This window comes from Amycolatopsis sp. NPDC043885 (assembly GCF_056435685.1).
The window spans coordinates 126163-145071 of sequence record NZ_JBWKEA010000004.1 but is presented as its reverse complement, the minus strand read 5'-3'; the positions used below and the strand labels follow the sequence as shown (position 1 = coordinate 145071).

Here is an 18909-nt window from a genome sequence, read left to right as displayed (position 1 = left end):
GGCGCGCCGCTCTCGTCGCGAACGAGAGAAGTCATCGGAAGCCGCAGCCCGGCTACGCATTCGTCGACGCGCCCCTGAAAACAAGGAAGAGGGATAGAGATGGACTTCGCCTTCGACGCGAAAACCGAGGAACTGCGGAGAAAGCTCCTCGAGTTCATGGACTCGCACATCTACCCGGCCGAGGCCGTCTTCGAGCGGCAGCTGGCCGAGCGCGACAGCGAATGGTCGCAGCCGCCGATCGTCGAAGAGCTGAAGGCCGAGGCCCGCGAGCGCGGGCTGTGGAACTTCTTCCTCCCCGGTGACCACGGCGCGGGGCTGACGAACCTGCAGTACGCGCCGCTGGCCGAGATCACCGGCCGCAGCCTCCGGCTCGCGCCGACCGCGCTGAACTGCGCGGCGCCGGACACCGGGAACATGGAAGTCCTCACCATGTTCGGCACCGACCAGCAGCAGAAGCAGTGGCTCCAGCCGCTGCTGGACGGCGAGATCAGGTCCGCGTTCGCGATGACCGAGCCCGACGTCGCCTCCTCCGACGCGCGCAACATCGCCACCAGCATCCGCCGCGACGGCGACGAGTACGTCATCAACGGCCGGAAGTGGTACATCTCCGGCGCGATGAACCCGAACTGCAGGATCTTCATCGTGATGGGCAAGACCGATCCGGACGGCCCGCCGCACAAGCAGCAGAGCATGATCCTGGTCCCCCGCGACACTCCAGGCATGACCGTGAAACGCGGTATGCACGTGTTCGGCTACACCGACGGCGATCACGGCGGCCACGCCGAAGTGGTCTTCGAGGACGTCCGCGTGCCCGCGGAGAACCTCATCGCCGGCGAGGGTGACGGGTTCGCCATCGCGCAGGCCCGCCTCGGTCCCGGCCGGATCCACCACTGCATGCGTGCCATCGGCATGGCCGAACGCGCGCTGGAACTGATGTGCCGCCGGGCGCTTTCGCGCGAGACCTTCGGCAAGCCGATCGCCGAACAGGGCGTGGTGCAGGACTGGATCGCCGAGGCCAGGGTCAAGATCGAGCAGCAGCGCTTGCTGGTGCTCAAGACCGCGTGGCTGATGGACACCGTCGGCAACCAGGGCGCGCACACCGAGATCCAGGCGATCAAGATCTCCACGCCGATCACCGTCGAGTGGATCCTCGACAAGGCCGTGCAGCTGTTCGGCGCGGGTGGCGTCAGCCAGGACTTCCCGATCGCCGAGATGTGGGCGCAGGTGCGGACGCTGCGGCTCGCCGACGGCCCGGACGAGGTGCACAAGCGCTCGCTGGCGCACCGTGAACTGAAGAAATATCGCGGGGAGGCCTCACGGTGACATTCAAGAACATGACCACTGTGGACGATCTCAAGCGGCGCGTGGCCGATCTGCTGGCCGCGTATCCGCCGGAAAGCACGCCGCGTCAAGACTTCCTCGACGCGCGGTTCGACGCCGGACTGGCGTGGATCCACTTCCCCGAAGGTCTCGGCGGCCTGAACGCACCGCGTTCGCTCCAGTCCGTCGTGGACAAGGAGCTCGCCGCGGCGGGCGCACCGGACAACGACAAGCGGCGGATCGGAATCGGTCTCGGCATGGCCGCGCCGACCATTCTCGCCTTCGGCACACCCGAACAGCACCAGCGCTTCCTACGTCCACTGTGGACCGAGCGCGAGGTGTGGTGCCAGCTGTTCAGCGAGCCCGGCGCCGGATCCGACCTGGCCGCGCTGGGCACCCGCGCGGTACGCGACGGCGACGACTGGGTGGTCACCGGGCAGAAGGTCTGGACGTCGGGCGCGCACAAGTCCCAGTGGGCCATCCTGGTCACCCGCACCGATCCCGACGTGCCGAAACACCGTGGCATGACGTACTTCCTGTGCGACATGACCGCTCCGGGCGTCGAAGTCCGGCCGCTGCGCCAGATCACCGGGGAGGCCGAGTTCAACGAGGTCTTCCTCAGCGAGGTCCGCATCCCCGACGCGCACCGCCTCGGCGCGGTCGGCGAGGGCTGGAAGGTCGCGCAGACCACGCTGATGAACGAACGGGTCGCGATCGGCGGCACCGAGTTCCCGCGCGACGGCGGCATGGTCGGCGTCGTCGCGGAAACCTGGCGGGAGCGCCCGGAGCTGCGCACGTCCGAACTGCACGACAGGCTGCTGAAACTGTGGGTGGAGGGGGAAAGCCTGCGCCTGGTGAGTTCGCGGCTGCGGCAGCAGCTCGCCGCGGGCGCGCCGGGACCGGAAGGTTCCGCGGTCAAGGTCGCGTTCTCCGAACTGAACCAGGCCGCGTCCGGGCTGGAGATCGAGTTGCTCGGCGACGAGGGCCTGCGTTACGACGACTGGACGATGCGTCGTCCCGACGGCGTGAACTTCCTCGGCCGCGAGTCCGGTTACCGCTACCTGCGCGCGAAGGGCAACTCCATCGAGGGTGGCACCTCGGAGATCCTGCGCAACATCATCGCCGAGCGCGTGCTGGGGCTGCCGTCCGAGCCGCGGATCGACAAGGACGTCGCCTGGAAGGACCTGCCCCGATGACCGACCTGCTGTATTCCGAGGTCGAAGAGGACCTTCGCGCCAGCGTCCGGGCTCTGTTCTCCGACCGCGCGGAACCGGCGGCCCTGATCGCCAGGACCGAGACGGCGGAACCGTACGACCTGAAGTTGTGGCGCACGCTCGCCGCCGACCTCGGCGCGGCGGGCCTCGCCGTCCCGGAGGCGCTGGGCGGGCACGGCGCTTCGGCGCGGGAAGTCGCCGTCGTGATGGAGGAACTCGGGCGCAGCGTCGCCCCGGTCCCGTACCTCGGCAGCGCCGTCCTGGCGACGTCGGCCCTGCTGGCGGCCGACACGTCACAGGCGGAAGTGGCCGAAACGCTCGGGAAACTGGCCGCGGGCACGCTCATCGGCGCCCTGGCCGTCCCGCTGTCGGCCGCGCCCGGCGCCGAGTTCCCCTCGACGGTCACCGCGGCCGCCGACGGCACGGTCAGCGGCCGGGTCCGCAGCGTCGCCGACGCTTCGGTGGCCGAACTGATCGTCGTTCCGGCGGTGGGACCCGACGGCCCCGGCCTGTACACGGTCGACGCTTCGGCGGCGGGAGTGACGGTCGCCGAGGCGATTTCCCTCGACCTCACCCGGCGCATCGCCGACGTCACCTTGGAGAAGGTTGCCGCGAAGCGTGTCGCCGGCCCCTCGGTGGCGGCGTCCGCGCTGGACACGGCACTCGTGACCGCGGCGGGGCTGCTCGCCTCGGAACAACTCGGGATCGCCGAATGGGCGCTGACCGAAACGGTGCGCTATCTCAAGGAGCGCTACCAGTTCGGCCGTCAGGTCGGTTCGTTCCAGTCGCTGAAGCACCGGCTGGCGAACCTGTACACGGATCTGGTCAACGCCAGGGCGACCGCGCGCTACGCCGCCGACTGCCTGGCCTCCGGCGACGACATCGCGATCGCCGTCGCGGTCGCGCAGGCCCGCAACTCCCCCATCGCCGTCCACGCCGCCGAAGAAGCGATCCAGCTGCACGGCGGGATCGGCATGACCTGGGAGCACCCCGCGCACCTGTACCTGAAGCGCGCGAAGAGCGACGAGATCGCGTTCGGCACTCCTGGGCGGCATCGCGCCGCCCTCGCGCCGCTGATCGACCTGCCGGCCTGATCTCCCCGGCGGGGTCCGTCCCGGAAAGTGTCGGACCCTGCCGGTAGACCTGTTCGAACATCAGATCGAACAGGGAGTCATCATGAAACTGCTCGTGGCCACCTCGAAGACCCAGGGCACCCGGAAAAACGACTTCGACCACTGCGTCGAGGGCGAGCTGCTCTGGATCGCCCCGTGCTGTGACGACGGCGAGAGCTCGCCCGATTCCGATTGCGGCTGTGGAAGGGCGTTCGGCGGCCTGAGTTCGCACCGCGGGACGACGACGGCGCTCGTCGCGGAACTGCCCGGCTTCACCTATTCCGACTACGCCGAAGCGTTGCGGTCGAGTCTGGCCGCCCAAGGCTGGCCACCCGAAGCCGCCGAAGAGCTGGCGGCGGGCTTGCTCGCCTTCGCCTCCGGATGGGAGGTGGGAACGGTGCTCGAACGCCGCAACGACTGTTTCGCCGAGCGGCTCGTGCCCGCGGGCTGAGCACTACTCGGGTCGCAGCGCGGCCAGCAGGAGATCGGCGAAGTGGTCGCCGATCTGGCGGGCCGAGAGCGCGCCGCCGCGCCGGTACCACGATCCGAGGTGGTGCACCGACCCGAAGAAGAAGTCGACGATCACGTCGGCCGGTTTGTCCGCGCGGAACTCGCCGGACTCCTGGCCTTCCTCGATCAGGGTGCGGAACCGCTCGTGGTACTTGCGGCGTTCCGCGCGGACGGCCTTCTGCTTCTCCACGCTGAGCTGGTGCATGGACTGCATGAAGATCGTGTTGTCGTCGAGGTTGTCGATCGTGCTGACGACGACGTCGGAGGCGGCGGAACGCAGCCGTTCCCGCAGCGGAGCCTCGCTCGAGACCACTTTTTCCAGTTGCTCGGTCTGCGCGCGCAGCACCCGGGCGTAGATCTCGTAAAGGAGGTCGTCCTTGGAGCCGAAGTAGTGGTACATCGCGCCCTTGGTGACCCCGGCCGCCTCGACGATCTCCTGCACGGAGGTGCGGTCGAAACCCTTCTTGGCGAAGAGCTTCGTGGCGTGCGACAGCAGACGGCGCGGGACGGCGGCCTGGTCCTCACCGCCGGCCTCGGCCTTCCTGGTGGTCGCTCGTGTCATGGCCGGCCCCTTCTCGTGCGGACACTCAGCATACCGGCCGGTTTGTCGACGGCCGGAGAAGCGCCGGTTCCCGGGAAGGATTACCGGCCACTGGGCGCCTGGGAGGGCCTCGACCGCCCGGTTCATACGGTTGGGTGACGGCCAGCCGGGCCCCGTCCTGGTGAACTGGGCATATGAGCACCAGGCACCCGGGCACCGGGACGGGATCGCGGGCGGACGTCCGCGTCGAGGAGGTCGGAGCCCTGCGAGACGGAGTCGCTCTGGGCACGACCCCGCTGACGGTGCTCGCCGGGGAGCCGGGTTGCGGCCGCGGCACGGTACTGGACAGGCTCGCCGAGGAGCTCACCCCGTCGGCCAAAGTGCTGGTGCTGCGGCTGGCCAAGCTCGACCGGACACTCCCGTACGGGGCGATGTTCCGGCTTCTCGTCCTTCTCGGCGGGGACCGGGCCGAGGAGGAACCCGCGCGGCGCTCGGTGCTGGCCATGCTCGCCAGGGCGGGCGAGACCACGCCGACCCCGGAGACCGTCGCGAAGATCGCGACCGCCGTGTTCGCGCTTCTCCGCGTCCAGACCCCGTTGGTGGTCCTGGTCGACGACGCGCAGTGGCTCGACGAGCACACCGCCCGGCTGGTGAGCGCGCTGCTGCACCGTTGCACGGCGGAGACACCGATCAGCGTGGTCGCGACAGTGCGGACAGGCGCGGGAGACGACCTGTCCGAGAGCCCCGCGCTGAGAGGAGCCTTCGCGCGGCTCCGGGCGAGCGGGCGCGCGAAGTCGCGGTTCCTCCGGCCGCTTTCGCGTGCGCAATCGCGGTCACTGCTGACGGGACTGGTCTCGGCCCTGCCGAACGATGGCCTGGTGAGCGAGCTGCACACCGCCGCCCGGGGCAATCCCGCCGCCCTGACCGCGCTCGTGCACGGCTACCGGAAGGCCGGAGCGCTGCGGATCATCGACCGCACCGCGTACCGCGTCGAGCGGGTCGACCGGCCGGTGGCCACCGAGGACCATCCGCTCCTGCTGGCGGTGACCGAGGCCGGTGGCGGCGTCAGGGAGGTGGCCGAGACGATGGCGATGCTCTGCCCGCTCGGCACCGCCGCACCCGGCCTGGCCGCGACCGCGCTCGGATGGCGTGAAGACGATCTGCGGGCGGTGCTCGACAGGCTTGTCGCCGAACGTGTCCTGGTGCGGCGGCACGACGGCGGGCATCGGTTCCGGGTCCCCGCCGTACGTGACGCCTTGCTGACCAAGATCGGGCCGTACGCCTCGCGCAGCCTGGCCGCTCAAGCGGTCCAGGCGGTGTGGTCCGGCTCCGCGTCCGTCTCGGATCCGGATCTGGTGCTCGACTGGATCACCCAGGCCGGGTCGCTCGTCGACACGCGCCGCGCGGCGGACGAACTCCTCGAAAACGGCAAGCGGGTCCTGTTCACCGACGGCGCGAAGGCGGAACGCTGGCTCCACGCGACGCTGTCCTGGGTGACCGAACCGCCGGCGCGGACGGTCGTGCTGATGCTGTTGAGCGCGGCGAAGGCGTTGCACTACCGGGCGGCCGAGGCCGGGGACTGCGCGCGGCAGGTGCTCTGCAAGCATCTCGGCCACCTCGAACCCGCGGAGGCACAGGAACTTTCGGTCCTGTTCATCTCCGGGCTCGCCGCCCGCGGTGACCTCGGTGAACTCGCCGAAATCGCCGCGGGCGCGTCGCCGGTGCTGCCGGACGACCCGGCACTGATGGTGATCAACCGCGCGTATGCCCTGGTACTGAGCCATCGCTGGATCGAGGCGCGCGACCTCCTGGAGCGGGCGCGCGCGGTGTGGACCGGCAGCAACCACATCACCGCCGACTTCGGCACGATGTTCCTCGCGGCCTGCGGCGTCGTGCTCGGCGACACGTCCCAGCTGCACACGCTCATCGCGCATCCGGAACTGTGGCGTTCCGGGCATCTTCCGCAGTACAACATCGAACAGCGCCGGTTCGAAGTGGAGATGCTGCTGCAGTTGGGAGAACTCCGGCAGGCGCGGCGGCTGATCACCGACGCCGGGATGCCCTTGGACCAGTTGCCGGGACCCAACCTGTTCGCGCTGAACTACCTCGGCGGTGACTGGGCCGAGGCGATGGAACTGGCCCGGCGGACGATGCTGGGCGGCACCGATCCGGCTCGGCCGCTGCATTGCCTGCTGACGCACTGCGCGATCCGGCTCCTCGGCGCGCAGGGCCGGCTCGCCAGGGCCAGGGCGCTGGCCGCCGACAGCCGCCCGGCCGGGATACAGCACACGATCGACCACGCCGAATCCACCGTGCTCGGCGAACTCGGTGACACCGAGGGCGCCGACGCGTTGCTGTACTCCGCCGCACGCAGCGCCGACGCGGGCGGCTACCTCCTGGGCACCGAAGACCTCTGGGCCGACCTGGCGCGCTCCGCGCTGGCGCGGAACAAGCAACGCGAAGGTGAACATTGGGTACGGCGCTCCGCGCGCACGGCGACCCAGCTCGACACCGCCCGCGCGCACCAGAACCACTACCTCGCCCGCGCGGCGGTCCATCGCGAACCCGCCTCGGCCCGGCGCGCCGCGGCCATCGCGCGCGAACGCCGGGAGGTTCCCTACGAGTCGGCGATGACCCTCCTGCGGGCAGGGCTCGCCGGGCACCGGCCGGAGCGGTCATGGACTGAGGCGTACGAACTTTTCGGCGAGGTCGGTGCCTGGTACTGGCGCGGCCGCGTTCGGAAGTTGTTGCGCGACAACGGCTTCGCCGGACCCGGCCGGACGGAGACGACCGCCGAGAACGAACGCCTGCTGGCGATCCTCGTCGCCGAGGGCCTCACCAACCGGCAACTGGCGGTCGTCCTCGAAACCAGTGAGAAAAGCGTGGAAGGCAGGCTCAGCAGGCTTTTCTCACGGACCGGGTACACGTCCCGGGTGGAACTCGCGGCGGCGATCCTGACCGGCGACTACCTGACCTGACCCGACGCATTCAGAGGACTGATTGCGAGAGTGGTGCGCGCGTCTAGCAGGTGCGAACGTCCACAGTCAACACATCGGGCGGTAACTGGCATCGTTCTCGGGTGCCACTGGCACCGAGCCAGTATCCGCGCCGCGGCGTTGTCCAGGGGCTGGGTGCGGGGCCACGGTGGAGATCGTCTTCGCAAGTCCCGAACAAGGTGGTGACCCTGTGCGTTTCGACCTCCTCGGCCCCTTCAACGTCGTGCACGACGGACGTCCGGTCGTGTTGCGCGGGGCGACCCAGCGAGCCGTGCTCGCCTATCTGCTGTTGCGGCACAACGAGGTCATCGCCACCAGCACGTTGCTGCAGGCGATCTGGGCGGACGAGATCCCCGCCACCGCGCGCAAGATGGTGCAGAACGCCGTTTCGGGGCTGCGCTCGACGCTGGCCCAGCGCACCGGCGCCACCGAGCAGGCGATGCTGCTCACGCACGCGCCCGGTTACCTGCTGCGCGTCGACAGCGAGCAGGTCGACGCCGCCCGGTTCCGGCGGCTCGCCGCCGAAGGGCGGACGGCGCAGGCGGCCGGGAATGTCGAGCAGGCCGTGTCGGCTTATCGTGACGCGCTCTCGCTGTGGCGTGGCCCGGTGCTCGCCGACCTCACCGAGACCGGTGTGGTGTGGCCCGAGCTGGTCGCGCTGGAGGACCAGCGGATCGCCGTCCACGAGGACCTTTTCGGCTTGGAGCTGGACCGCGGACACCACCACGAGGTGCTCACCGATCTGCGCGGGCTGGCGGAGGCCAACCCGAACCGCGAGCGGCTCAACGCCCAGCTGATGACCGCGCTCTACCGCTGCGGCCGTCACGTGGACGCGCTCGAGGTCTACCGCGCGACGCGCGCCAGCCTCGCCGAAGGGCTCGGCCTGGAACCGGGCAAGGAGTTGCGCGAGCTGGAACGCGCGATCCTCCAGCACGACGAAACCCTGCTCACCCGGCGGCCGGATCCGGCGCCGCGTCCCGAACCCGAGCCCGCCCCGGTGGCCGAGCCACTGCCGTTCACGCCCGCACCGGTGATCGCCTTGCCCCGCACGGAGCCCGTCGAGAGCGAGCGGAAGCCGGTCGTCGCGGTCGGGGTCGCGCTCGCCACGCCGGACGACGATCCCGAAGAGGCCGTGGAGGCGCAGGCGCGGTTGCGGACCGTCGTCGAGGAGGAGGCCATCGTCGCGGGCGCGCATCTTCCCGGCGAGTCAGGGCCGGTGGTGCTGGCTCTGTTCGGTCTCCCCCGGACCGGTGACGACGACGCCGTCCACGCGACCCGGACGGCGTTGCGGATCCTCGACCGCCTGGCCACCGCCGGGATCGCGACCCAGATCGGTGTCGACAGCGGGGACGTTCTCGTCGAGTTCACCGCCGCCGGCCCCGGACAGGTGGCAGGCCCCGTCCTGGACCGCTGTGTCCGCTCGGCGCTACGCGCGCCCGAAGGCCGGATCCGCGTCTCGGACGCGGTCCGCGAAGCCTCCGAGCCCGCCGTGGTGCACGAAGCATCCGAAGACTCGCCTGGCTGGTGGCACGCCGTCTCGGCCCGTCAACATCCGATCGCCGAGCCCGCCGATCCCCGCGGCTTCGTCGGCCGTGACCACGACCGCGATCTGCTGAACCACCTTCTCGGTTTCGTCGAGCGCGGCGGGCGCCCGCATCGGGTGACCGTGTTCGGCGAGCCCGGGATCGGCAAGACACGGCTCCTCGCCGAGTTCGCCGAAACCCTCGCCGAGCAGCCCCGCATCCGCGTGCTGGACGCCGGGGCCGACGTCGCCGAGGCGTTCGCCGTCGTTCCCGGGCTGCTCCCCCAGACCGCGTCCCGGCTGCGCACCGAGGGCGGCGATGCCGCGCTTCGGGCCGCTGCCACCGAACTGACCTGCTACGGGCCGCTGGTGGTGCTGGCCGATGACCTGCACCGCGCCGACGCCGAGACCCGCGACTCCGTCGACCGGCTCGGTGAAGCGTGTGCGGGACTGCCGGTCCTGATCGTCGCCTCCGCACGGCCCGGGCTGCTGGAAGCCGAACACGGCGAGCGATGCGGCACGACGGTGACGCTGGCCCCGCTGGCCGACGACGCCGTCAGCCAGCTGCTCGACAAGCTCCTGCCCGGTACCGCCCGGCTCATCCGCGGCAGGCAGGAGCTGATCGCCAGGATCGGCGGCAACCCCAGGTTCGCGCACGCGTACGCCGAGGAGGTACACGGCCGCACCACCCCGTTTCCGGGACTCGGCCAGGCGATGACGCCGCCGTTGGTCCGCCGGACGCTCGCCGCGCAGCTCGACAACCTGCCCGCCGCCGAGAAGTCGCTGCTGAAGGCGGCCAGCCTCACCGGGGACGCCTTCACCGCCGAAGACGTCGCCGCGGTCTGCGGCCGCGACACCGCCGAGATCGAGGGGACGCTGTCCCGGCTCGCGAGCCTCGCGGTGTTGCGCCGGGAGGACGACGCCGGCTACACGTTCCGCCGTGCGACCCTGCGGGAGCTGGTCTACCAGCGGATCCCGCGCGCGACCCGTACCGCGCTGCTCCGGCGCCCGGTCCCGCGCCGCGTCGAAGCCCTCGCCTGACGGCTGGCCTGAACGTAGTGAAGGCCTCCTTGCCTACCCTGAAGGTAGGCAAGGAGGCCTTCACGGACCGGGGAATCAGCCGGTGGGGCGCTGCATGACGTCCGAGGTGTACTTGACCGAAGAAGGCTCGTGCCGCGAAGTGAACGGGCACTTCCAGTCCTCTTCGGTCATCCGTCCGGAGAAGTGCCGGGACGGCATCTGGTACTCGTAGGTGGTGAAGCTCGGGTTGACCGAGCCGTTGTTGGTCGTCTCTCGTTTGCGGATCGCGTCCTGCATCGAGAAGAACTTGTCGCCCAGCAACATGAACTGCATCAGCGAGTTGAACGCGATCGCAGGCCGGGAGAACCGGCGGCTCGCCCGTGACGAACCCGGGTGCATGCCGACGACGAAGAACGAGTGCCCGGCGACGTGGAACCCGAAGTTCGGTTCGTCGGGGTCCGAGGTGGCGCCTTCGTCGAGGCCGTAGGTGCGGCTGTCGATGTCATGGATGAGTTGGAGGTGGCGCCACAGCAGGCGTTCGTACTCCTCCTCGTCGAGGACACCGCCGGGAGCCTCGAAGGTGGCCACGAACGTGCGGAAGCTCTTGTCCGACAACGTGGGCCGGATGTCGCGGGCATAGCCGAGCATGTCGCGGTAGTGGGCACGCGCCGACTCCGGATCGCCCAGCGCCGGGTAGTGGCCGTGGACGATCGAGCCCTTCTTCAACGCCGCGCGAGCACCGAGACAGCTGAACTCCGTGGTCTGGATGAACGCTTCGAGCTCCGCTTTCGGGTCGCTCATTTCACTCCGCCTTTCCGGTGCTCCCCGGCCGTTCGCCGCCTGCCGGGAAACCAGTCGAAGGCACGCACGGTGACCGGGCGCGCCGGGACGGCCAGCGCGGCCGCGTTGCCGGCGCCGGCGTCCAGTTCCGTGATCGTCCATTCAGGACGGTCTTCGAGGGCGACGTCGCCGCCGGTGAGGGTGAAGGAAGGTCCCGGCAGTCCGGCCAGTCCGGTGCCGTCGACCTTGAGGTAGGCCTCCTTGCAGGTCCAGTACCGGAAGAAGGTCAGCGGCTCGCGGACGGCGGCGGCCTCTTCCGGGCGCAGTGTCCGCGCGGCCAGGCCGTCGTGGTCGACCTCCCGGACCTCCTCGACGTCCACGCCGACCCGGACCCCGGCCGCGACCGCGACCAGCGCCAGCGCGCCGGACCGGGACAGGCTGAACTCGATCCCCGTCACGCCCGCCAGCGCCGGGCGGTCGCCGTCGCGGGTGAACCGCAGCTCGGACGCCGGGATGCCCGTGTAGGACGCGAGGATGTCGCGCAGCGCGACATGCGCGGCCAGGAAACGGGCCCGTTCCTCGTCCACCGTGATGGCGGCGGCCCGGCGCAACTCGTCTTCGGAGAGCGCGCCGAGCAGACCGTAGGCCTCGGAAGAGCCCGGGGCGAGCACCCGCGCGAGGGCGATCCGCCACACGTGCGCGTCCCGGCCGGGGCGGAGCCGTTCACCCAGCGCGCCCGAGGGCTGCTTCCACGCCGAGAACCACTGCGTGGTCATCGGCCCAGCTTCCGGTGGATCACGTCCAGCAGTTCCGGCACGTGCTGCTCGAGGTAGAAGTGCCCGCCCGGGTAGGTCACCATCGTCGAGTCGGTGGCGAGTTCGAGCCACGCCGCCAGTTCGTCCAGATCGGCCCGCGGATCGCGATCGCCGCCGAACACGGTCAGCGGCACCGGCAACGGCTCCCCCGGGACATGGCGGTAGGTCTCGTTGACCGCCAGATCGGCCCGCATCAGCGGCAGGAACATCGCCAGCAGTTCGCGCTCGCGGCGCAGGACGTCCGGCAGGCCGCCGAGGGCGTGCAGTTCGGCGGCGAGCCGCTCGTCGGGCAAAGCCCGCAGCTGGAGCCGGGTGTCGGGCAGCTGCGGGGCCGCCCGCCCTGACACGAACAGATGCTTCGGCAGCGTGGCCCCGCGCTCCGCGAGCCTGCGGGTGAGCAGGTACGCGGTCAGGGCGCCGACACTGTGCCCGAAGAACGCGAAGTCACCGGTGAGCACATCCCCGAGCCCCTCGATCGCCGCCTCGACCAGGCTTTCGACGTCTTCGTGCGGTGTCTCGCGACCGCGTTCGGCACGGCCGGGCAGCTGGACCGGCAGGACGACCAGCCTTTCGCCCGCCGCGAGGACCCATTCCCGGTAGACCGCCGCGCTCGCTCCGGCGTGCGGGAAACAGAACAGCTTCGTCGCCTCGGCAGGCGGGATCCCGCCGGGCAGCCAGGGACATGCCGTGCTCGGAGCGGTCATCGCAGCTCCATCGTCAGATAGGGCGGCGGTGGCTGGATCGTGCTCAGATCGGACTCCAGGACGAGCCGGTCGCCGTCCCGCGAGATCTCGGTGAAGCCCGCGAACGCGTAGGTCACGTACATGACCCGGTTACGGCCGGTCTCGACGAAGTCCGCGCGCAGTTTCGCGCCGTCCTCCTTCGCCAGTCCCATGATGTGGTTGAGCAGCACGGTGCCGACCCCGCGCGACATCACGCGGCACGACATCAGCATCATCCGCAGATGCCAGGCCGGCGCGCCGCGTTCGGCCAGCGCCAGGCCGATCTTGCCGTAGCCGCCGTACTTGTCGGAAAGGGAGGCTACGAGCAGGACGTGGTCGGGCGAGGTGCGCAGCTCGTCCAGCTCGTCGTAGGAGTAGGTCCGGCCGGTGGAGTTGAGCTGGTTGGTGCGGACGGTCAGTTCCTCGGCCCGCTGCAGGTCCTCCCGCTGGGCACGCGCGATCGTGAACTTCATGTCCAAAGTGGACAAGAACTCCTCGCTGGTGCCCTCGTGATCCTGTTCGACCTGCTCCCGCACGGCGGCAGCGCGGTAGAGTTCGCGGCGCACCCGCGACTCGTCGGTGACGAACTTCGGCCGGAACTCCTCCGACGCCAGTGCCTCCCCCAGCTTCGCCACGTCGACGGTCTTGACCGAAGGCAGCGCGTGCGCGACCTCGGCCAATTCGAACGGCTGGTCGTCGACGAACGCGATCGCGTCGAGACCGATGTTCAGCGACTTCGCGATCCTTTCCACGGAACCGGATTTGGGGTTCCAGCTGATCTGCGGGTACAGGAAGTACTCGTCGAGCCCGGCCGCCTTCAGCCGCGTCATCGCCGCTTCGTGGTCGTTGCGGCTGGCCACCGAATGCAGGATGCCCAGTTCGTCGAGCCGCTTGATCTCCGCCACGACCTCCGGCCGTACGGTGACCTCGCCGTCTTCCAGCAGCGTGCCGTCCCACAGCGTGTTGTCGAGATCCCACACCACGCATTTGATCCGGCCCCGCTTGGGTTTCTCCAGCACTGTGCTGTCTCTGATCATCCCGGCACCTCCCGATACGCCTCGTCCGCGATGGTCAGCTCCTGGATCTGGGTGCTGCCCTCGATGATTTCCATGACCTTCGCGTCGCGGTACAGGCGCGCCACCGGGTAGTCGGGGCCGCAGCCGTTCGCGCCGTGGATCTGGACCGCGTCCGAAGCCGCCTTGGCCGCGGCCGTGGACGCGAAGTACTTGGCCACCCAGGTCGCCATGATGGTCGCCGGATCGCCCGCGTCCTTGAGCCGCCCGGCCTTCTCGCACAGCAGGCGCGCGGCGTCGCGCGCGGTGACCATCTCGCTGATCTTGGCGCGGATCTGCGGCAGCTCCCGCAGCAGCCCGCCGCCCGCTGAACGCGCCGACGTGTAGGCGGCCGACGCGGCGAGCGCCGCCCGCACGATCCCGACCGAACCGCACGCCACGCTGTAGCGCCCGAGGTCGAGCGCGCCGGTCATCACCGTGCCCGCGGCCCAGCCCGGCGGACCGACCAGCGCGGACGGGTCGAGCCGGACGTCGTCGAACTCGATGGTCGCCAGCATGCTCGCCGTGGTGCCGAGCATGTGCCGGACCGGGGTCACCCGGACCCCCGGATGATCCGAGGGCACCAGGAACGCGCTCATCCCGGTGGCCGTGCCGGCGAACACCAGCAACAGCCCGGCGACCTGGCCGCCGGTGATCCAGGTCTTGCGCCCCCGCAAAGTCCAGACGCCGTTCTCGGCGACGGCCACGGTGCCCGCGGCCGTCGAGTCGCTACCGCTGAAATCCGGCTCGGTCAGGCAGAACGCGCCCAGCGTCGCGCCGTCGGACAGGGCGGGCAGCCAGCGCTCGCGCTGCTCGTCGTCGCCCCAGCGTTGTACCGTCGCGGTCACCATCGTGTGCACGGTGAGCAGGCTCCGCAGCGAAGAACAGCCGCGGCCCGCCTCCTCGTGCAGCCGCCCGAGGGTGACCATGTCCAGCCCGGCGCCGCCGGCTTCGACGGGGAGGAACGGGGCCCACAGTCCCAGCTCCCCCACCCGCCTCAGCACCTCCGGGGGGATGTGCTCGGCCCGGTCCCACGCGTCCGCGTGCGGGCCGACCTCCTCGTCGACGAAACGCCCGATCACCTCGACCGCGGGCGTTTCGGGCCGTGTCCTCGCCCTCACGTCGTTCTCCCGTTCAGTGCGCGGCCGCGGCGGTACGCCGCTCGACCAGCTCGGTCATCCGCGTGACGGTGCGGAAGTTGTCCAGCTTCAGTTCCTCGTTGGGGATCCGGGTGGCGAACGCCTTTTCGATGAACATGACCAGCTCCATCGCGAACAGGGAGTTCACGAAACCCAGCGCGAAGATGTCCTGCTCGTCGGTGAACGACAGGCTGGGGAACTTCGCGCCGATGAAGCCGCGGATCTCGCCGCGGACGTCCTGCGACATGGTGGATGCCTTTCTCGCGTAGGTGGGTAAGGCGTGGGTGGCGTGATGACTCAAGGTGGTCGTGAGTGGCGATTCGGGTTCTAACCCGAATCGCCACTCACGACCAGCCGGGCCCACGTCAGCCGCCGCTCAGCCGCTGTAGTTGTAGAAACCCTTGCCGCTCTTGCGCCCGTGCAGCCCGGCCGCGGTCATCTGCTTGAGCAGCGGGCAGGGGCGGTACTTGCTGTCGTTGAACTCGTCGTAGAGGACCTCGACGCTGTAGAGGATCGTGTCGACGCCGATCAGGTCGGCGGTCTCCAGCGGGCCCATCGGGTGCCCGAAGCAGCCGCGGAACACCTCGTCGACCGTCTCCGCGTCCGCGACCCCTTCGTGCACCAGGAAAGCGGCCTCGTTGACGGTGAGCATCAGCACGCGGTTGGAGACGAACCCGGAGGCGTCGTTGACCGGGATCGGCTTCTTCCCCATCGACAGCAGCAGCTCGCGCACGATGTCCTTTGTGGACTCACTGGTGTGGTAGCCGGGGATGAACTCGCACGAAGGCTTCATCGGCACCGGGTTCATGAAGTGCACCCCCATCACCTTGTCCTGGCGCCGGGTGAGCGCCGCGACCTTGGTGATCGGGATGGCGGAGGTGTTGACGACGAACACGGTGTCGGCCTTGCAGGCCTCGTCGAGTTTCGGGTACAGGCGGGACTTGAGGTCCCAGTTCTCGGTGATGTTCTCGATCACCACTTCGGCCTCGGCGAGCAGGGTGAGCTCGGTGCCGAAGGTGATCCGGCCGAGTACGGCGGCCGCGTCGATCTCGGGGCCGCCGAGCATGCGGCTCATCCGGCATTCGAGTTCGATCCGGTCGCGGGCGTCGGCCAGTTTGCCCGGGTCGACGTCGATGAGCACGACCTCGTGCTCGCTGGTGGCGAGGTTCTGCGCGACCCCGGTGCCCATCACACCGGCGCCGACGACTCCGACGAGGGTCATCGTTCCTCCTTGGCTGCGTTGCTCGTGGTCAGGTCCAGCACGCCGTCGAGCCGGCCGTGGGCGGCCCGGACGGCGTCGGCGCCGCCGGGGTGCTGGTCGGCGAACACGACGGTCGCGCCCAGTTCGGCGCCCAGCCGGGTGGCCAGGTCGCGGGCGGTGACGTCCAGTTCGCCTTCGATCAGGTAGACCGGGGTCTCGGCGGACCGGGCGCCGAGCGCGACGTCGGTGGCGGCCCGGGTCGGCTCGATCCAGTAGCGGTCGCGCTGGAACGGATAACCCGGCAACGTGGTCTTCCGCGGGTCGCGGCCGTCGTGATAGGCCCGCCAGTCGATGTCCGCCCCGGAAAGCCAGGCGCGGCCGAGCGCTTCGGTGAGCACGGCCGTGTCCTGGCGGGGGTCGGCCTCGCCGGGCAGGGTCGGAACCAGCAGCGGCCACGAGGTCTGCGGGAAATCGGGGTGACCGCGGAACATCGAGCCGAGCGACTGCCCGGCTCCCAGTTCCAGCAACACGGTATCCGGGGAAACACTGGCAAGATGCTCGATCATCGCCGCGAACCGCACGGGACGGCACATGTGCTCGGCCCAGTAGCCGGGATCCTTCAGCTGTTTGAGCGTGATCGGCGCGCCGGTGACGTTCGACAGGTAGGGCACTTCCGGCTCGCGCGGCGTGAGGTTCTTCCGCGCCCACGCCGTCAGTTCGGCGGCGGCCGGGCGCAAGGCCCGCGAGTGGAAGGCGTGCGTGGTGCGCAGTGGCCGCGCCGGGACGCCGTGTCCGGCGAGCGCGGCGGCCAGCTTTTCGACGCCGTCGCCCGCGCCGGACACCACGATCATCCGCGGCCCGTTCACCGCGGCGACGTCGACGCCGAACGCCGTCACGTCGCCCACCAGCGCGGTGAGTTCGGCGACCCCCAGCGGGACCGCGGCCATCGCGCCTTCCGGCAGCTTCTCGATCAGCTTCGCGCGGGTGGCGACCAGCGCGGTGGCCTCTTCCAGGGTCAGCGCGCCCGCGAGGGTGGCGGCGGCGAACTCGCCGACGCTGTACCCGGCGAGCACGGACGGCTGGACTCCCCAGGCGCGCAGCAGGCGGCCGAGCGCGTAGCCGAGGGTGAACACTGCGGGCTGGGTGACCGACGGAACGGCGTCCTCGCTGTCGGTCGCGCGGCCCAGCAGACGGGCGAGGTCGCCGCCGTCGGAACCGCGAGAGCCGTGCAGGCTCGTCGTCGGGTCAGTGCCGAGATGCGCCTTGAACAACGCGGCGCATTCGTCGACAGCGGCTTTGAACTCCGGCTCGCTCTCGTAGAGCCCGCCCGCCATACCGCGGTACTGCTCGCCGACCCCGGCGAGCAGGAAGCCCGCCTTGCGCGGCTTCGAGTCCGCTTCGGCGACCACGCGGGTCTCGGACGCGAGTGCGCCAGTCGCCTCGTCCACAGAGGACACGACCGTCATCCGCCGGTGCTCGAAAGCCTTCCGTCCGTTGTGCAACGTGTAGGCGACGTCGGCCAAATCCGTCCACTCAGGACTGGAGGCGGCGAGCCTGCCGGTCATCGCGTCCGCCGCTTCGGAGGTCCGCGCGGACCACACGAGCAGCTGGTGCGGACGCGCGGGCGGACGCTCCGGGCAGTTCTCCGGCGCTTCCTCGATGACGACGTGGGCGTCGGTGCCGCCGAAGCCGTACGCACTGACGCCCGCCAGCCGGGGCCGCTCGCCGCGCGGCCAGTCGCCCAGTTCGTTCTGCACGACGAGTTTGTCACCGCTGCGGGCGAGCTGCGGGTTGGGCTTCTCGAAGTTGACCGCGGGCGGCAGCTTCTCGTGGTGCAACGCCAGCGCGGCCTTGATCAGCCGGGCGACACCGCCCGCCTGGTTGATGTGCCCGAGGTTCGCGTCGATCGAGCCGAGGGTGACCCGCTCGACGCCATCGACGTCGAAGATCTTCTGCAGTGCGGAGATCTCGGCGACGTCACCGAACGGGGTGCCCAAAGTGGACACTTCGATATGGTCGATCTCGTCGGGCTCGACGTCGGCGGCGGCCATCGCCTCCGCTACGACGGCGGCCTGGCCGGGAACGCCCGGCAGATTGAACCCCTGCCGCGCGCGGTTGCCCTCGTGGTGGATGGCCCAGCCCCGGATCACCGCGTAGACGCGGTCGCCGTCGGCCAGCGCGTCCTCCAGCCGCCGCAGCACGACGACGCCGAGACCGTTGCCGGGGACCTTGCCGTTGGCGCCCGCGTCGAGGATCCGGTTGATGCCGTCGGGCGCGAACCGGCTGCCCTCACGGTAGAGGTAGCCCGGTTCCTGAGGCACCACAACGGAAACCGAACCGGAGACGACCAGGTCGGATTCGCCGGTGAGCAGGCTGGAACAGCCCTGCGCGACGGCGGCGAGAGCGGTCGAACTACAGCTCTGCACGCTGACCGACGGGCCGGTCAGGTCGAGCGCGTACGACAGCCGGGACGCGAGCAGATCCTTCTCGTTCTGCAGGATCAGCTGATCCGGGCCGACGGTCAGCGCGGTGACGTCGTTGGACAACAGGTTCGACAGCAGGTACGTACTCGGGGCACCGCCGGCGAACACCCCGGCGAGGCCTTCGATCCGGTCCGGGTCGACACCCGCGTCCTCCAGCGCGTGCCACGCGCATTCGAGGAACAGCCGGTGCTGCGGGTCGAGGAGTTCGGCGTCGGCGCGGCTGTAGCCGAAGAAGTCGGCGTCGAAGCGGTCGATACCGGGCAGCAACCCGGCCGCGGGGACAAACGCGGGATCGTCGGCCACTTCGGCGGGAACACCCGCGGCCAGCAGCTCGGCGCGGGTCATCCGGGTGATGCCGTCGCGGCCGGCGCACAGATCGGCCCAGAACTTGCCGATGTCGGGCGCGCCGGGGAAGTTCCCGGCCATGCCGACGATCGCGATGTCGTCGCCGGTGTCCCGTTCTCGCGTGGTCATGGGGTGGT

General features: G+C 70.1%; 15 protein-coding genes. 6 read left to right on the top strand and 9 right to left on the bottom strand.

The features are described 5' to 3' along the window. Nucleotides 1-99: 99 nt before the first annotated feature. The 4 genes from AC069I_RS15720 to AC069I_RS15705 all read left to right on the top strand — a co-directional run bounded on the left by AC069I_RS15720 (nt 100) and on the right by AC069I_RS15705 (nt 4097). Nucleotides 100-1323 (top strand): acyl-CoA dehydrogenase family protein, encoded by a 1224-nt coding sequence (locus tag AC069I_RS15720; protein ID WP_478229027.1) that lies wholly within the window; start codon nt 100-102, stop codon nt 1321-1323. An 11-nt stretch (nt 1324-1334) separates the two neighbouring features. Next, on the top strand, nt 1335-2516 hold the full coding sequence (locus tag AC069I_RS15715) for an acyl-CoA dehydrogenase family protein (RefSeq protein WP_478265698.1): 1182 nt from the start codon (nt 1335-1337) through the stop codon (nt 2514-2516). After that, nucleotides 2513-3628, top strand: a complete 1116-nt coding sequence (locus AC069I_RS15710) for an acyl-CoA dehydrogenase family protein (RefSeq protein ID WP_478229025.1) — start codon at nt 2513-2515, stop codon at nt 3626-3628. The genes AC069I_RS15715 and AC069I_RS15710 overlap by 4 nt, the downstream gene beginning before the upstream one ends. An 82-nt stretch (nt 3629-3710) precedes the next feature. After that, the gene (locus tag AC069I_RS15705) at nt 3711-4097 is read left to right on the top strand and encodes a DUF7715 family protein (protein ID WP_478229024.1); all 387 of its coding nucleotides are present in this window, start codon (nt 3711-3713) and stop codon (nt 4095-4097) included. A 3-nt stretch (nt 4098-4100) separates the two neighbouring features. Here AC069I_RS15705 and AC069I_RS15700 read toward each other — a convergent pair whose 3' ends face one another. Beyond that, nucleotides 4101-4718 (bottom strand): TetR/AcrR family transcriptional regulator, encoded by a 618-nt coding sequence (locus tag AC069I_RS15700; protein WP_192745156.1) that lies wholly within the window; start codon nt 4716-4718, stop codon nt 4101-4103. Between the two features lie 173 nt (nt 4719-4891). On the opposite strand from AC069I_RS15700, the gene AC069I_RS15695 reads away from it, so the two are divergent. Both AC069I_RS15695 and AC069I_RS15690 read left to right on the top strand, forming a co-directional pair. Continuing rightward, entirely contained in the window at nt 4892-7675 is a 2784-nt protein-coding gene (locus AC069I_RS15695) for an AAA family ATPase (protein WP_478265697.1), read from the top strand. Between the two features lie 208 nt (nt 7676-7883). Beyond that, complete coding sequence (locus AC069I_RS15690; protein ID WP_478265696.1) at nt 7884-10256, top strand: BTAD domain-containing putative transcriptional regulator; 2373 nt, start codon at nt 7884-7886, stop codon at nt 10254-10256. A 75-nt stretch (nt 10257-10331) separates the two neighbouring features. On the opposite strand, the gene gntA is transcribed toward AC069I_RS15690, so the two are convergent. The 8 genes from gntA to AC069I_RS15650 form a co-directional block, all read right to left on the bottom strand. Continuing rightward, a complete protein-coding gene (gene gntA, locus AC069I_RS15685; protein WP_478229021.1) occupies nt 10332-11036 on the bottom strand; it encodes a guanitoxin biosynthesis heme-dependent pre-guanitoxin N-hydroxylase GntA in 705 nt (234 codons plus the stop codon). Further along, nucleotides 11033-11791 carry a 4'-phosphopantetheinyl transferase family protein gene (locus AC069I_RS15680; protein WP_478265695.1) on the bottom strand — a complete coding sequence of 253 codons (759 nt, stop codon included), beginning with the start codon at nt 11789-11791 and terminating at the stop codon, nt 11033-11035. Before AC069I_RS15680 ends, gntA begins: the two co-directional genes overlap by 4 nt. Beyond that, a complete protein-coding gene (locus AC069I_RS15675; protein ID WP_478229019.1) occupies nt 11788-12534 on the bottom strand; it encodes a thioesterase II family protein in 747 nt (248 codons plus the stop codon). The genes AC069I_RS15680 and AC069I_RS15675 overlap by 4 nt, the downstream gene beginning before the upstream one ends. Continuing rightward, nucleotides 12531-13589 (bottom strand): HAD-IIIC family phosphatase, encoded by a 1059-nt coding sequence (locus AC069I_RS15670; RefSeq protein ID WP_478232345.1) that lies wholly within the window; start codon nt 13587-13589, stop codon nt 12531-12533. The genes AC069I_RS15675 and AC069I_RS15670 overlap by 4 nt, the downstream gene beginning before the upstream one ends. After that, a complete protein-coding gene (locus AC069I_RS15665) occupies nt 13586-14725 on the bottom strand; it encodes an acyl-CoA dehydrogenase family protein (protein WP_478229017.1) in 1140 nt (379 codons plus the stop codon). The genes AC069I_RS15670 and AC069I_RS15665 overlap by 4 nt, the downstream gene beginning before the upstream one ends. Before the next feature lie 13 nt (nt 14726-14738). Next, nucleotides 14739-14990, bottom strand: coding sequence for an acyl carrier protein (locus AC069I_RS15660; protein ID WP_007029786.1), 252 nt, complete (start codon nt 14988-14990; stop codon nt 14739-14741). Between the two features lie 129 nt (nt 14991-15119). Then, nucleotides 15120-15965: a 3-hydroxyacyl-CoA dehydrogenase family protein gene (locus AC069I_RS15655; RefSeq protein WP_478229016.1), complete on the bottom strand. Its 846-nt coding sequence runs from the start codon at nt 15963-15965 to the stop codon at nt 15120-15122. Then, the gene (locus AC069I_RS15650; RefSeq protein ID WP_478265694.1) at nt 15962-18901 is read right to left on the bottom strand and encodes a type I polyketide synthase; all 2940 of its coding nucleotides are present in this window, start codon (nt 18899-18901) and stop codon (nt 15962-15964) included. The genes AC069I_RS15655 and AC069I_RS15650 overlap by 4 nt, the downstream gene beginning before the upstream one ends. Nucleotides 18902-18909 lie beyond the last annotated feature (8 nt).